Annotated in this window: 10 protein-coding genes and 3 tRNA genes; 5 read left to right on the forward strand and 8 right to left on the reverse strand. The window is 64.2% G+C overall.

What is annotated here, in order from left to right; genetic code table 11:
- Positions 1 to 128: 128 nt before the first annotated feature.
- From hupB to F3I16_RS12965, 8 genes are all read right to left on the reverse strand, one after another.
- Positions 129 to 401: a nucleoid-associated protein HU-beta gene (gene hupB / locus F3I16_RS12930; RefSeq protein ID WP_003239952.1), complete on the reverse strand. Its 273-nt coding sequence runs from the start codon at positions 399 to 401 to the stop codon at positions 129 to 131.
- Positions 402 to 536: 135 nt separating this feature from the next.
- Complete coding sequence (gene lon, locus F3I16_RS12935) at positions 537 to 2933, reverse strand: endopeptidase La (protein ID WP_160493995.1); 2397 nt, start codon at positions 2931 to 2933, stop codon at positions 537 to 539.
- A gap of 146 nt (positions 2934 to 3079) precedes the next feature.
- A complete protein-coding gene (gene clpX / locus F3I16_RS12940) occupies positions 3080 to 4360 on the reverse strand; it encodes an ATP-dependent Clp protease ATP-binding subunit ClpX (protein ID WP_160493996.1) in 1281 nt (426 codons plus the stop codon).
- 107 nt (positions 4361 to 4467) lie between these two features.
- A complete protein-coding gene (gene clpP / locus F3I16_RS12945) occupies positions 4468 to 5109 on the reverse strand; it encodes an ATP-dependent Clp endopeptidase proteolytic subunit ClpP (protein ID WP_160489537.1) in 642 nt (213 codons plus the stop codon).
- Positions 5110 to 5200: 91 nt separating this feature from the next.
- Positions 5201 to 6511 (reverse strand): trigger factor, encoded by a 1311-nt coding sequence (tig, locus tag F3I16_RS12950; protein ID WP_160493997.1) that lies wholly within the window; start codon positions 6509 to 6511, stop codon positions 5201 to 5203.
- A 137-nt stretch (positions 6512 to 6648) separates the two neighbouring features.
- Positions 6649 to 6733, reverse strand: a tRNA-Leu gene (locus F3I16_RS12955).
- A gap of 56 nt (positions 6734 to 6789) precedes the next feature.
- Positions 6790 to 6865: transfer RNA gene (locus F3I16_RS12960), tRNA-His, on the reverse strand.
- Between the two features lie 31 nt (positions 6866 to 6896).
- Positions 6897 to 6973 (reverse strand) — tRNA-Arg (locus F3I16_RS12965).
- A 268-nt stretch (positions 6974 to 7241) separates the two neighbouring features.
- Here F3I16_RS12965 and folD point away from each other — a divergent pair.
- The 5 genes from folD (at position 7242) to F3I16_RS12990 (ending at position 14449) form a co-directional block, all read left to right on the forward strand.
- Positions 7242 to 8096, forward strand: a complete 855-nt coding sequence (folD, locus tag F3I16_RS12970) for a bifunctional methylenetetrahydrofolate dehydrogenase/methenyltetrahydrofolate cyclohydrolase FolD (RefSeq protein ID WP_160079635.1) — start codon at positions 7242 to 7244, stop codon at positions 8094 to 8096.
- 171 nt (positions 8097 to 8267) lie between these two features.
- Positions 8268 to 10556, forward strand: coding sequence for a heavy metal translocating P-type ATPase (locus F3I16_RS12975; RefSeq protein ID WP_160493998.1), 2289 nt, complete (start codon positions 8268 to 8270; stop codon positions 10554 to 10556).
- A 216-nt stretch (positions 10557 to 10772) separates the two neighbouring features.
- Positions 10773 to 11243: a DUF2271 domain-containing protein gene (locus F3I16_RS12980; protein ID WP_160493999.1), complete on the forward strand. Its 471-nt coding sequence runs from the start codon at positions 10773 to 10775 to the stop codon at positions 11241 to 11243.
- A 25-nt stretch (positions 11244 to 11268) separates the two neighbouring features.
- A complete protein-coding gene (locus F3I16_RS12985) occupies positions 11269 to 13494 on the forward strand; it encodes a PepSY domain-containing protein (protein WP_160494000.1) in 2226 nt (741 codons plus the stop codon).
- On the forward strand, positions 13484 to 14449 hold the full coding sequence (locus tag F3I16_RS12990; protein WP_160494040.1) for an FAD:protein FMN transferase: 966 nt from the start codon (positions 13484 to 13486) through the stop codon (positions 14447 to 14449). Before F3I16_RS12985 ends, F3I16_RS12990 begins: the two co-directional genes overlap by 11 nt.
- The last annotated feature ends 28 nt before the right edge of the window (positions 14450 to 14477 follow it).

Genomic DNA, 14477 nt, shown 5'->3' on the forward strand with positions numbered 1-14477 from the left:
GATAAAAGAAAGGCGCATCCTAGGATGCGCCTTCTCGGTAACTGATGGAGCGGCTTTGGCTCGTCTGAACCGCCGCTCCGACCAGGTCGGGGCCAGCCCGACCTGGAAGGGCAAGGCCAGAGAGACGCTTAGTTGACGGCGTCTTTCAGGGCTTTACCAGCTTTGAAACCTGGGATCTTGGCAGCGGCGATGCTGATCGGCTTGCCGGTCTGCGGGTTGCGGCCAGTGCGGGCAGCACGCTCTTTAACAGCGAAAGTACCGAAGCCAACCAGCACCACGGAATCACCAGCCTTCAGGGCGCCAGTGACGGATTCGATCACTGCGTCCAGCGCGCGGCCAGCAACAGCTTTCGGGATATCAGCAGATGCGGCGATGGCATCGATCAGTTCCGACTTGTTCAATCTAAGTCCCCTTATTTCTGTTGAGTTGTTTCTTAATTGTTTGGTGTAAGCAAAGCGGGTGCTGAAGGGCCTGGCTGACACATGAGAGCCGCTTTATAACAAGGGCTCGAAAAATGTGTCAAGGAAGCCCTGCGGCTAATGCGTGCTGATTCGCTCCTTGGAATCAGACTCGCGCTTGTCATCCTTTGCAACCATCTCGGGAGCCGCATCGGGCAAGGGCTCCGGGGCGTATTGCAGCGCAATTTGCAGGACCTCGTCAATCCATTTAACCGGCTTAATGGTCAGGTCTTGCTTAATATTCTCCGGAATTTCCTTCAGATCACGCACATTTTCTTCCGGGATGATAACGGTCTTGATTCCACCGCGGTGCGCGGCCAGAAGTTTTTCCTTCAAGCCGCCAATTGCCAGTACCTGACCACGCAAAGTGATCTCGCCGGTCATGGCCACATCGGCACGCACCGGAATCTGCGTCAGGGCCGAAACCAGCGCCGTGCACAGGCCGATACCAGCACTCGGACCATCCTTGGGCGTGGCGCCTTCCGGCATGTGGATGTGCACGTCGCGCTTCTCGTGGAAATCCGGCGCAATGCCCAGGCTCTTGGCCCGGCTGCGCACCACGGTGAGCGCCGCCGTCATCGACTCGGCCATCACGTCGCCGAGCGAACCGGTCTTGATCAGCTGACCCTTGCCCGGCACCACGGCGGTCTCGATGGTCAGCAGCTCGCCACCGACCTGGGTCCAGGCCAGGCCGGTCACCTGGCCGATCTGATCCTGCTGCTCGGCCAGGCCGTAGCGGTAACGCCGCACGCCGAGGAAGTGCTCCAGCAGATCGGCGGTCACCAACACGCTGAAACGCTTTTCCTTGGCATGCTCCTTCACCGCCTTGCGGCACACCTTGGCGATCTGCCGCTCCAGGCTGCGCACCCCGGCTTCGCGAGTGTAGTAGCGGATGATGTCGCGGATCGCCTCGGCTTCGAACTCGACCTCGCCCTTTTTCAGGCCATTGGCCTCGATCTGCTTGGGCGCCAGGTACTTGACCGCGATATTGATCTTCTCGTCCTCGGTGTAACCGGGCAGACGAATCACCTCCATGCGGTCCAGCAGCGGGCCGGGAATATTCATGGAGTTGGCGGTGCAGATGAACATCACATCCGACAGGTCGTAGTCGACCTCCAGGTAATGGTCGTTGAAGTTGTGGTTCTGCTCCGGATCGAGCACTTCCAGCAGCGCCGAGGCCGGGTCGCCGCGCATGTCCTGGCCCATCTTGTCGATTTCGTCGAGCAGGAACAGCGGGTTGCGCACGGCAACCTTGGTCATCTTCTGGATCAGTCGACCCGGCATGGAACCGATATAGGTCCGCCGATGCCCGCGGATCTCGGCCTCATCACGCACGCCACCGAGAGCCATGCGCACGAACTTGCGGTTGGTCGCGCGGGCGATGGATTCGGCCAGGGAGGTCTTGCCCACCCCAGGCGGGCCGACCAGGCACAGCACCGGCCCCTTGAGCTTCTTCACCCGCTTCTGCACGGCGAGATACTCGAGGATGCGTTCCTTGACCTCGTCCAGCCCATAGTGATCGGCGTCGAGGATGTCTTCGGCCTTGGCCAGGTCCAGACGCACCTTGCTCTCGGCCTTCCACGGCACGTTTACCAGCCAGTCGATATAGGAGCGCACCACGGTGGCTTCGGCCGACATCGGCGACATCTGCTTGAGCTTGTTCAGCTCGGCATTGGCCTTGGTCAACGCTTCCTTGGTCAGGCCGGCATTGTCGATGCGCTTTTTCAGCTCATCGATCTCGTTGTGACCTTCATCGATGTCGCCCAGCTCCTTCTGAATGGCCTTCATCTGCTCATTCAGGTAGTACTCGCGCTGGCTGCGCTCCATCTGCTTCTTGACCCGACCGCGGATGCGCTTCTCGACCTGCAGCAGGTCGATTTCCGCATCCAGCAGAGCCATCACGTGTTCGACACGGGCCGGCAGCTCGGTGATTTCGAGGATTTCCTGCTTCTGCTCGATCTTCAGCACCATGTGCGCGGCCATGGTGTCGACCAGGCGAGCGGGCTCGTCGATGCTGTTCAGCGAGGACAGCACTTCGGCCGGGACCTTCTTGCCCAGCTGCACGTACTGCTCGAACTGGCTGAGCAGGCTGCGGGCAAAGACTTCCGCCTCGCGCTCGGCAACTTCCGTCTCGTCGATCAGCTGCACATCGGCGCGGCAATGGCCGTCCACCTCGATGAAGCGCTCGATGCGACCACGCTGCTCACCCTCGACCAGCACCTTGACCGTACCATCCGGCAGTTTCAGCAACTGCAGCACGGTCGCCACGGTACCCACGCGATACAGAGCCTCTTCACCCGGATCGTCGTCGGCCGGATTACGTTGCGCCAGCAGCAGGATCTGCTTGTCGCCGGTCATTGCCGCCTCGAGGGCTTCAATGGACTTCTCGCGCCCCACGAACAGCGGGATGACCATGTGTGGATAGACCACAACATCGCGCAGGGGTAGGAGAGGCAATTCGATGGTTGTCTTCATGATTTCAGCTCTACGGCGGCCATTTGGCCGTAAACGGACGGGAGACCCTTGGACCTAAGATGGGGCCAGCTCCGGGAAAAAACAAGCAAGGACACCGGAAAAACAAAGGGCCCCGCAGGGCCCTTGGTTTCGTCAGGTATCAGACATCATGCGTCAGGCGCAGCCTTGGCCGGCGGCTCGCTGTTTTCGTAGATCAGCAGCGGCTTGGAGCTGCCTTCGATCACGCTTTCGTCGATCACCACCTTGCTGACTTCACTCTGCGAGGGGATCTCGTACATGGTGTCGAGCAGCACGCCTTCGAGGATGGAACGCAGGCCACGGGCACCGGTCTTGCGCTCCAGCGCACGACGGGCCACGGCCTTGAGTGCATCCGGACGGAACTCCAGATCCACCCCTTCCATTTCGAACAGCTTGCCGTACTGCTTGGTCAGCGCATTCTTCGGCTCGGTGAGGATCTGCATCAGCGCCGCCTCGTCGAGCTCGTCGAGGGTGGCGATGACCGGCAGACGACCGACGAACTCCGGGATCAGGCCGAACTTGACCAGATCGTCAGGCTCGACCTCACGCAGCGCCTCGCCGACCTTCTTGCCCAGCTCCTGGCTGCGCACTTCGGCATTGAAGCCGATGCCACCCTTGGTCGAGCGACCATGGATGACCTTCTCCAGGCCGGAGAACGCACCGCCACAGATGAACAGGATGTTGCGCGTGTCCACCTGCAGGAACTCCTGCTGCGGATGCTTGCGCCCGCCCTGCGGCGGAACCGAGGCCACGGTGCCTTCGATCAGTTTCAGCAGCGCCTGCTGCACGCCCTCACCCGAAACGTCACGGGTGATCGACGGGTTGTCCGACTTGCGCGAGATCTTGTCGATTTCGTCGATGTAGACGATGCCCATCTGGGCCTTCTCGACATCGTAATCGCACTTCTGCAGCAGTTTCTGAATGATGTTCTCGACATCCTCACCGACATAACCGGCTTCGGTCAGGGTGGTGGCATCGGCGATGGTGAACGGCACATTGAGCAGACGCGCCAGGGTTTCCGCCAGCAGGGTCTTGCCCGAACCGGTCGGACCGATCAGCAGGATGTTGCTCTTGCCCAGCTCGACATCGTCTTTCTTGTCGCGCTGATTCAAACGCTTGTAGTGGTTGTACACCGCGACGGAGAGCACCTTCTTGGCGCGCTCCTGACCGATGACGTACTGATCCAGGATGCCGCTGATTTCTTTCGGCGCGGGCAACTTGTGCGCACTGTTCTCGGCCTGGGCTTCCTGCACCTCCTCGCGGATGATGTCGTTGCACAGGTCGACGCACTCGTCGCAGATAAAGACCGAGGGGCCGGCAATCAATTTGCGCACTTCATGCTGGCTTTTGCCGCAGAAGGAGCAATAAAGCAGTTTGCCGTTGTCCTCGCCATTGCGGGTGTCAGTCATTCGATCAATCCAAATCCGGTAGGCATGGAACACAAGATGGAGGCAATTGCTGGCATTTTCAACCCTGCAGGACGGCCGGATGTGCGACCGCCCCGGAGAAAGGCGGGTTAGCTGGCCAGCTGGCGCTTGTTCAGCACCTGGTCGATGAGGCCGTACTTGACCGCTTCTTCGCCACTCATAAAATTGTCGCGATCGGTATCCTTGGCGATCACGTCGATCGGCTGACCGCAATGGTCGGCCAGGATCTTGTTCAGGCGCTCACGAATGGTGAGGATTTCCCGGGCATGGATCTCGATATCCGAGGCCTGGCCCTGGAAGCCGCCCAGCGGCTGGTGAATCATCATCCGCGAGTGCGGCAGGCAGTAACGCTTGTTGGCAGCGCCGCCGGCCAGCAGCAGCGCGCCCATGCTGCAGGCCTGGCCGATGCAGATGGTGGACACGTCGGGCTTGATGAACTGCATGGTGTCGTAGATCGACATGCCAGCGGTCACCGAACCACCCGGGGAGTTGATGTAGAGATGGATGTCCTTGTCCGGGTTTTCCGCCTCGAGGAACAGCAGCTGGGCAACCACCAGGTTGGCCATGTAGTCCTCGACCGGGCCGACCAGGAAGATCACCCGCTCCTTCAACAGGCGCGAGTAGATATCGTAGGCACGCTCACCGCGGGCGGATTGCTCGACCACCATCGGCACCAGGCCGCCGGCAGCTTGGATATCAGGCATTTGCTGCATAAATTGATTACGCGACATGTCCAGCGATCTCTCCATAAATGTTCATATCCCAAAGACGCATAAGCCAGCTCGAAGGCTGGCTTATGGTGTGCTCTAACGAGGCGAGGGATCAGGCAGCTTGCGGAGCTTCCGCCGGCTTGACCGCTTCTTCGTAGGAGACCGCTTTATCGGTCACTTTGGCCTTCTGCAGAACAGTATCTACAACTTGTTCTTCCAGTACAACCGAACGCACCTCGTTCAGCTGCTGGTCGTTCTTGTAGTACCAGGCCAGAACCTGCTCAGGCTCCTGGTAGGCCGACGCCATCTCTTCGATCACTTCGCGTACGCGGGCATCGTCCGGCTTCAGCTCGAACTGCTTGACCACTTCGGCGACCAGCAGACCGAGAGAAACACGGCGCTTGGCCTGCTCCTCGAACAGCTCGGCCGGCAGTTGGTCCGGCTTGATGTTGCCGCCGAACTGCTGCACGGCCTGCACGCGCAGACGATTCACTTCGTTGCCGATCAGCGCCTTCGGCACTTCAACCGGGTTGGCGGCCAGCAGACCTTCCATCACCTGGCTCTTCACCTTGGACTTGATGGCCTGGCGCAGCTCGCGCTCCATGTTCTTGCGCACTTCGGCACGGAAACCGTCGATACCGCCTTCCTTGACGCCGAACTGGGCGAAGAACTCGTCGTTCAGCTCCGGCAGTTGCGGGGCGGAAACGCTGTTGACGGTCACGCTGAACTCGGCAGTTTTGCCGGCCAGCTCGAGGTTCTGGTAATCAGCCGGGAAAGTCGGGGTGATCACACGCTCTTCGCCGGCCTTGACGCCGACCAGCGCTTCTTCGAAGCCCGGGATCATGCGGCCGGAGCCGAGTACCAGCTGGGTACCCTTGGCGGAACCGCCAGCGAAGACTTCGCCGTCAACCTTGCCGACGAAATCGATGTTCAGCTGGTCGCCGTTTTCGGCGGCACGCTCGGCGGCCTCGAAGCGGGTGTTCTGCTTGCGCAGGATTTCCAGCATGTTGTCGACGTCGGCATCACCGACTTCGGCCTGCAGGCGCTCGATGGCAATGCCTTCGAGGCCGGCCACCTGGATTTCCGGGATGACTTCGAAGATGGCAACGTATTCCAGATCCTTGCCCTTCTCGAAGGACTTCGGCTCTACAGCCGGGGCGCCAGCCGGGTTCAGCTTCTGCTCGACGATGGCTTCGTAGAAGGTCGCCTGGATCAGATCACCTAGGGCTTCCTGACGAGCGGAGTCCTCGTAGCGCTGACGAATAACGCTCATCGGCACCTTGCCAGGACGGAAACCAGCGACCTTGGCACGACGGGCAGTCTGTTGCAGACGCTTGGTCACTTCGGTCTCGACGCGCTCGGCCGGGACACCGATGGTCATGCGGCGCTCAAGAGCGGAGGTGCTTTCAACAGAAACTTGCATGGATATTCCTCGTTGCACAGACGTAAGCCGGCCGTTCCGGCCCAGAATCAAGGGCATGCATTCTAGTGGGTCGAATAGCAGAAGTCACCTGCGGAGAAGGCGCAGGAACGGCAGGACATATAAAGGAAGAGAAAAGATGGTGCGGACGGAGAGACTCGAACTCTCACACCTTGCGGCGCCAGAACCTAAATCTGGTGTGTCTACCAATTTCACCACGTCCGCGTGGTCAAGCGCTGAAACAAAAACGCCAGGCCCAGGGCCTGGCGTTTTCTCGAATATGGGGTGGACGAAGGGAATCGAACCCTCGACACCAGGAGCCACAATCCTGTGCTCTACCAACTGAGCTACGCCCACCATATTGCGATGCTTGTGCCTGGATGCCAGATGGCACGCCCGGCAGGACTCGAACCTGCGACCATCCGCTTAGAAGGCGGATGCTCTATCCAGCTGAGCTACGGGCGCTTGTTCATCTGCTAGCGCAGACTTGAAGCTTCGGCTTCGGCAAGACCCGAAGATCTCGCTTTTGCCGTCTTACCCAGCGACTGGCTGTGCTCGACAAGCGGGGCGAATCTTATATAGGCGCCCTCACCCCGTCAACCCTAAAAGTTAAAAAAATTCAGCGAGATAAAGGAGTTACAGGAAATTCGCCGGGCTGCGCCTTTGCCCGACCGCCTCGCCGTGCGAGAATGCACGCCCTTTTTCAATCCTTTTCGATGGTTAACCACGCGCCATGACCGCACAACTGATCGATGGCAAAGCCATAGCCGCCAGCCTGCGCCAGCAGATTGCCCAACGCGTTGTCGAACGCCGCCAGCAAGGCCTGCGCGCCCCCGGCCTGGCGGTGATCCTGGTCGGCAGCGACCCCGCCTCCCAGGTATATGTCTCGCACAAGCGCAAGGATTGCGAAGAAGTCGGTTTCGTCTCCGTGGCCCATGACCTGCCGGCCAGCACCAGTCAGGGCGAACTGCTGGCGCTGATCGACCAGCTCAATGGCGACAACGCCATCGACGGCATCCTGGTCCAGCTGCCGCTGCCGGCGCATCTGGATGCCTCGCAACTGCTCGAACGCATCCATCCGGACAAGGACGTCGACGGTTTCCATCCGTTCAACGTCGGCCGCCTGGCCCAGCGCATCCCGCTGCTGCGTCCGTGCACGCCGAAAGGCATCATGACCCTGCTGGAAAGCACCGGGGTCGACCCGCACGGCCTGAATGCCGTGATCGTCGGCGCATCGAACATCGTCGGCCGGCCGATGGCCCTGGAACTGCTGCTGGCCGGCTGCACCGTGACCGTTACCCACCGTTTCACCAAGGATCTGCCCGGCCACCTGGCCAATGCCGACCTGGTGGTGGTCGCGGCCGGCAAACCAGGCCTGGTCAAGGGCGAATGGATCAAGCCGGGCGCCATCGTCATCGACGTGGGCATCAATCGCCAGGCCGACGGCAAGCTGGTCGGCGATGTCGAGTTCGACGCCGCCGCCGAGCGCGCCGGCTGGATCACCCCGGTTCCCGGCGGCGTGGGCCCGATGACGCGCGCCTGCCTGCTGGAAAACACCCTGTACGCGGCCGAGCACCTGCACGCCTGAGTGCGGGGTAATCCGGCAAAACGGCACCTGCGGGTGCCGTTTGCGTTTTTGCTCGGCAAAAACACGACACGCACGCGCTCCAGCGACATGAATCCCTGTCATTGAACCCAACTACGCTGATAGCGGTTGGAGCACAATTCCACGGGTACCGGCAAACAGGAGCGCCCGACGATGGCCAAAGGCTGGATCAATCCGCTGTTCCTGGGATTGACACTGCTGGCTCTGCTGAGCGGATTTGTCGCGCGCGGCCTGGGCCATGGCGATTTCGCCGCACTCCTGTGGAGCGCCAGCGCACTGGTGGTCGCCGGCCTGCTCGCGATTGAAATCATCGTGCGCCTCTACCACCGCGAACTGGGTGTCGACCTCATCGCCCTGCTCTCGGTCGCCGGCGCCATCCTCCTGGATCAGGACCTGGTGGCCGCAGTGATCGCCCTGATGCTGGCCGGCGGCCGCACCCTGGAGTACTACACCTCGCAGCGCGCCGAACGCGAACTGCGCCGCCTGATCGACCGCGCGCCACGCTTTGCCTGGCGCTACAGCGCCGACGGCTCCCTGGAGCAGATCCCCGCCGCCGCCATCGCCCCCGGTGATCGCCTGCTGCTGCGCATGGGCGAAGTGATACCGGTCGACGGGATGCTGCTGGAGGTACCGGCGTTCCTCGACGAATCGGCCCTCACCGGCGAGCCGCTTCCGGTGCGCTACCTGCCCGGCGCGACGGTCCGCAGCGGCGGAGTGAATGCCGGCGCGCCCTTCACCCTGCAGGCTTCCCGCTCGGCCGCCCAGAGCACCTATGCCGGCATCGTGCGCCTGGTCGAATCCGCGCGCCATTCGCGCGCGCCCTTTGTGCGCCTGGCCGACCGCTACGCCCTGGCACTTGTGCCCGTCACCCTGCTGCTCGCCGGTGGTGCCTGGCTGTTCAGCGGCGATCCGCTGCGCGCCCTGGCGGTACTGGTGGTCGCCACGCCCTGCCCGCTGATCCTTGCCGTGCCGGTGGCGATCATTGCCGGGGTCTCGCGTTGCGCCCACCGCGGCATCCTGGTCAAGGACGGCGCCACCCTCGAGGCGCTGGCCGCGGCGCAGATACTGTTCCTCGACAAGACCGGCACCCTGACCGCCGGCCATGCCAGCGTGCATACCGTGGAAAGCGCCGGGGACTACAGCAAGCACCAGCTGCTGTTCTTTGCCGGCTCCCTGGCCCAGGCCTCGCCGCACCCGATCTCCACGGCCATCGTCCAGGCCGCGAACAACGCCGGACTGTCCCTAACCACCCCGCAGGACGTGCAGGAGCAGCCCGGCGCCGGCCTGTCGGGGATGGTCGACGGGCACCGGATCAGGCTCGGCGCGCATGCCTACGTGGCCGCGCCAGACTGCGACCGGACCTGGAGCGACGCCTTGCTGCGGCGCATGGACTACCAGGTGTCCGGCGGCAGCTTCATCGCCATCGACGGCGCCGTGGCCGGGGCCGCCCTGTTTGCCGACCGCCTGCGCCTCGAGTCGCCGCACGCCCTGCGCCAGCTGCGCCAGGCCGGCATCCAGCGGATCATCATGCTCACCGGCGACCGCCTGGAGGCCGCGCAGATGATCGGCCTGGCCGCCGGCGTCGATGAAGTGCAGGCCGGGCTGGACCCCGCCCAGAAAGTGACAGCCGTGACCCAGGGCCGCCAGCTCGGCAAAACCCTGATGGTCGGCGACGGCATCAATGATGCACCGGCCCTGGCCGCGGCCGACGTGGGCATCGCGCTGGGCGCCAATGGCGCCACCGCCTCGTCCGAGGCGGCAGGAGTCGTGCTGCTGGTCGACCGCCTGGATCGGGTCGCCGAGGCCCTGCGAATCGCCCGGCGCTCACAGCGGATCGCCCTCCAAGGGGTGCTGGCCGGCATGGGGCTCTCGGCGCTGGCCATGCTGGTCGCCGCCTTCGGCTACCTGCCGGCGCTTGCCGGGGCCATCTTGCAGGAAGTGATCGACGTCGCCGTGATCGGCAACGCCCTGCGCGCACTCGGCGGCGGGCTGGGACACAGGGCCGCGAGCAAGCTCAGCGCCGCCAGCGTCGACGAGCTGCACCGCGAGCATGCAGACCTGGCGCAAGTCCTCGAGGAAGTTGGCGCCCTGGCCAGGAACGTCGCCAGCCTGGCGCCCGAGCAGGCGCGCAGCCGACTCGAACAGCTGGTGGTCCTGCTCCAGCAGCGCCTGATCCCGCATGAGGAGAACGACGAAACCGCACTTTACCCATTGCTGGTCAAACACCTGCAAGGCGAAGACCCGCTGGCCGCCATGAGCCACACCCATCGCGAGATATTCCGCCTGGCCAAGCTGCTGGACCGCATGAGCAGCGATCTTTGCGCCGCCCACGGCACGGTATCACTGGAGGAAATCCAGCTGCTGCTGGTTCGCCTGGACACCGTGCTGAGCCTGCACTTCGAGCAAGAAAACGAGCTTTACCACAACCTGGATGACCGCTGACCCGCGGCTGGCGGGAAGCCTCGCGGCCACGCCTCATGCGCCCCGGCCCGGCAAAGCCATTGGCCGACTCAGCCGCGCTAGCCACCGCCCCTGCAACCAAGCGGTCCTAGCAGACTCGCCTTAATGAACCGTTAAGCCCCGGCAAAAGTGCATTCAGCTTGCATTCAGTTTCAGTGAGTAGCCTCAAGCCATCCCCACTCACTGGACATTAGGCCGATGAAAACCATTACCACCTCACTGTGCCTGGCCGGCGCCATGGCAGCGCCCGGTCTGGCGCAGGCCCAGGCAATAACCCTGAACACCCAGTTAAAAGACTACCGCGGCAATGACGCCTACCTGGCGATCTATCTGACCGACGCCCAGGGCCAATACCAGCAGACACTCTGGATCGCCGGCAAGAAGCCCAAGTACTACAAGCACCTGCGCGACTGGGCACGCGGCAGCGGCCTGCAGCGCAGCGCGTTTGACGGCATCAGCGGCGCCAGCGTCGGCAGCGGCGACAACCTCAGCGTCGCAATCGAGCTGGCCGACAGCCTGATCGATGCCGGCTACCAGATCCGCATCGACAGCGCCGTGGAGGACAAGCGCGACAACCGTGCCGAGGTCAGCGTGCCGCTGACCCGCGCCGGCGCCGGTCAGCCGGTCGGTGGCAATGGTTACGTCGAGTCATTCAGCTACGACCTGTGATCGCAATCGCCCGCGGAGGCACACCATGCTGCGCCAGCTTCATTCACTACCGGGTCTGCTCGCCGCCGTGCTGGTCATGCTGCTGGCCGTCAGCGCGCTGTTGCTGTCGCTCCAGCCGACCCTGGAAAGGCTCGACGCGACGCTTCCCGCCGCCGACCAAGTCAACCTGGCCGACCTGGCCGAGCGGGTTGCCCGGCACTATCCGGGCGTCGAACGGATAGAACGGACGCCGAACGGCGCGGTCATCGTTGACTTCGAGCAGGAGGGCGAGCCCGGCTCCGTGCTGGTCGACCCGTTCAGCGGCCAGGGCATTGCCGCCCATGAGCCGAGCGACTGGTCGAGCTGGAGCAAGGACCTGCATCGCTCGCTGCTGCTCGGCACGCCTGGCCGCGCCTTGGCCGCCATGGCCGCCCTGTGCATGCTGCTGCTGAGCCTGTCCGGGGCGGCCCTGCTTGCCAGGCGCCAGGGTGGCTGGGACAAGCTGCTACGGCCGCTGCAAGGCAACCTGAGCCAGCGCTGGCATGCCGAAGTCGGCCGCCTGGCCATTGTCGGCCTGCTGCTGTCGGCGCTGACCGGGCTGTACCTGTCGGCGGTGAGCTTCGAGCTGCTGAGCGATGGCTCGGAGGTCGAAGCCGAATTCCCGCAAACCCTCGGCGCCGGCCAGGCCGCGCCGCTGCACAGCCTGCTAGCCCTGCGCGCCACCGACCTTAATGACCTGCGCGAGCTGGCCTTCCCCGCCCCCGGCGATCCGAGCGACGCCTACCGACTCAGCACCGCCCAAGGTGATGGCTATGTCGATCAGGTCAGCGGCACGCTCCTGTCCTTCACCCCGCACAACAGCGCCCGCCGCCTGTATGAGCTGGTCTATCGGCTGCACACCGGCGAAGGCCTCTGGTGGCTCGGCCTGCTGCTGGGCCTCGGCGCCCTCAGCGTCCCCTTGATGAGCCTCACCGGGGTCCGCCTGTGGTGGCGTCGGCGCCAGGCCATGCCGCGCCTGGCGAACAATGCCGCGGTACAGAGCGCCGACACGGTGATCCTGGTCGGCAGCGAGAACCACGGCACCTGGGGCTTCGCCAAGGCCCTGCATGCCGCCCTGAACCAGGCCGGACTGCGCGTGCACACGGCGCCGATGAACCAGTTGCGTGCCGACTACCCGCGCGCCGAGCGCCTGTTCATCCTCACCGCCACCTATGGCGATGGTGGCGCACCGGCCAGCGCCAGCCAGTTCCTCGAACACCTGGACCGCATCGAGGCCAATCCGCGGCTGGGCTTTGCCGTGCTCGGCTTTGGCGACCGGCAGTTCCCGCGGTTCTGCCAGTTTGCCAAGGACTGCGACGCTGCCCTGGCCAAGCGCGGCTGGCCGCGACTGCTGGCCCTCGAGACCATCGACCGGCAGTCCGCCCAGGCGTTCGCCCGCTGGGGCAACGCCGTTGGCGGCCTGCTTGGCCGCGAGCTGAACCTGCAACACAGACCGCCACAGCCGCCGACCCGCACCTGGCAGCTGGTCGAGCGGGTGCAGTACGGCGAGCAGGTGCAGGCCCCGACCAGCGTGCTGCGCTTCACCGCAGCCGCCCCGGCGCCCGCTGGCAACCGGCTGCAGCGCTGGCTTGGCGGCAATCGCCAGCCCCACTTCGAAGCCGGCGACCTGGTCGGTATCGTGCCGCCGGGCAGCCCGCTGCCGCGCTTCTACTCCCTGGCCAGCGCCTCCACCGATGGCGTGCTGGAGATTTGCGTGCGCAAACATGCCAACGGGCTCTGTTCGAGCTTCCTGCATGACCTGCCGCTGGGTGGGCAGATCGAGGCCTTCATCCAGGCCAATCCGGACTTTCGCCCGGCATCCGGCAAACACCCGGTGGTGCTGATCGGCGCCGGTACCGGCATCGGCCCGCTGACCGGTTTCATCCGCCACAACAAGGCCAGGCACCCGATGCATCTGTACTGGGGCGGGCGCAATCCAGACTCCGATTTTCTCTACGAGCCCGAACTGAACGACTACCTGGCCGACCGGCGCCTGACCCGCCTGCACACCGCCTTCTCGCGGGCCGCCGACTGCAGCCATGTGCAGCAGCGCATCATCGAGGACGCCACGCAGCTGCGCCGGCTGATCGACAAGGGCGCGCAGGTCCTGGTCTGCGGCAGCCGCGAGATGGCCAAGGGGGTGATGCAGGCCCTGGATCAGGTGCTGGCACCGCTCGACCTCGACGTACTGACCCTCAAAACCCAGGGGCGCTACCGTGAAGATGTCTACTGAAACACCCGCCGTGCAGCGCTACAGCCTCAACGGCGCCACCATGGGCACGCGCTACAGCGCGCTGTTCTATGCCGCGCCCGGGCTGGATGAGTCGGCCATCGGTGCCAGTCTGTTCGCCGCGGTCGACCGGGTGGACCGGCAGATGTCCAGCTGGCAGGCCGACTCGCAGCTGAACCGGCTCAATGCCCTTGCCACCGAGCAATGGCTGGATCTGCCGGCCGAACTGTACACGGTGCTGGCGACGGCCCTGCGGGTCGGCCGGCAGTCCGCCGGAGCCTTCGATATCGGCGTCGGCGACCTGGTCAATGCCTGGGGCTTCGGTCCCGACCGAGCCCAGCCGGACAGCGCGCAGATCGATGCCCTGCGCCGCCAGCCGCGCCGAGCGGCCGGCGCAGCCCTGGAACTGGACCCGGTGCACGGGCGCATACGCAAGCGCAGCGCGATCACCCTCGACCTGGCCGGCATCGCCAAAGGCTTCGGCGTCGACGAACTGGCGCGCTGCCTGGATGGCTGGGGGATCGGCCACTACCTGGTCGGCATCGACGGGGAAATGCGCGCCCGCGGCCACAAGGCCGATGGCCAGCCCTGGGTCATCGCCATCGAGAACCCCACCTACGGCCTGCGCGAAGTCATGGGCGTGATGGAACTCAGCGATGCCGCCATCGCCACCTCGGGCGACTATCGGCACTGGGTCGAGATGGCCGACCAGCGCGTCGCCCACACCATGCACCCGGGCCTGGGGGCGCCCCTGCGCAACCGCCTGGCGGCCGTGACGGTAGTGGCCGCCACCTGCATGCTGGCCGACGCCTGGGCCACAGCATTGTTGGTGCTGGGCGAAGAGGCCGGGATGAAGATGGCGGCCGAGCGCGGCATGGATGCCCTCTTCGTCCTGCGCACGGCGCAGGGTCTGGAGCAGCGCTGGCTGATCGACGGACAATTGCAGCAGCTGGATTGAGACCAACGCGCGCGCAGGTGCGCCGCCT

Source organism: Pseudomonas sp. L-22-4S-12 (assembly GCF_009799935.1).
Taxonomy (GTDB): Bacteria; Pseudomonadota; Gammaproteobacteria; order Pseudomonadales; family Pseudomonadaceae; genus Aquipseudomonas.

Excerpts from the sequence above, each read along its gene's own strand:
- lon (WP_160493995.1), bottom strand. The coding sequence starts at position 2,933 with ATGAAGACAACCATCGAATTGCCTCTCCTACCCCTGCGCGATGTTGTG.
- clpX (WP_160493996.1), bottom strand. The coding sequence starts at position 4,360 with ATGACTGACACCCGCAATGGCGAGGACAACGGCAAACTGCTTTATTGC.
- clpP (WP_160489537.1), bottom strand. The coding sequence starts at position 5,109 with ATGTCGCGTAATCAATTTATGCAGCAAATGCCTGATATCCAAGCTGCC.
- tig (WP_160493997.1), bottom strand. The coding sequence starts at position 6,511 with ATGCAAGTTTCTGTTGAAAGCACCTCCGCTCTTGAGCGCCGCATGACC.
- folD (WP_160079635.1), top strand. The coding sequence starts at position 7,242 with ATGACCGCACAACTGATCGATGGCAAAGCCATAGCCGCCAGCCTGCGC.
- F3I16_RS12975 (WP_160493998.1), top strand. The coding sequence starts at position 8,268 with ATGGCCAAAGGCTGGATCAATCCGCTGTTCCTGGGATTGACACTGCTG.
- F3I16_RS12980 (WP_160493999.1), top strand. The coding sequence starts at position 10,773 with ATGAAAACCATTACCACCTCACTGTGCCTGGCCGGCGCCATGGCAGCG.
- F3I16_RS12985 (WP_160494000.1), top strand. The coding sequence starts at position 11,269 with ATGCTGCGCCAGCTTCATTCACTACCGGGTCTGCTCGCCGCCGTGCTG.
- F3I16_RS12990 (WP_160494040.1), top strand. The coding sequence starts at position 13,484 with ATGTCTACTGAAACACCCGCCGTGCAGCGCTACAGCCTCAACGGCGCC.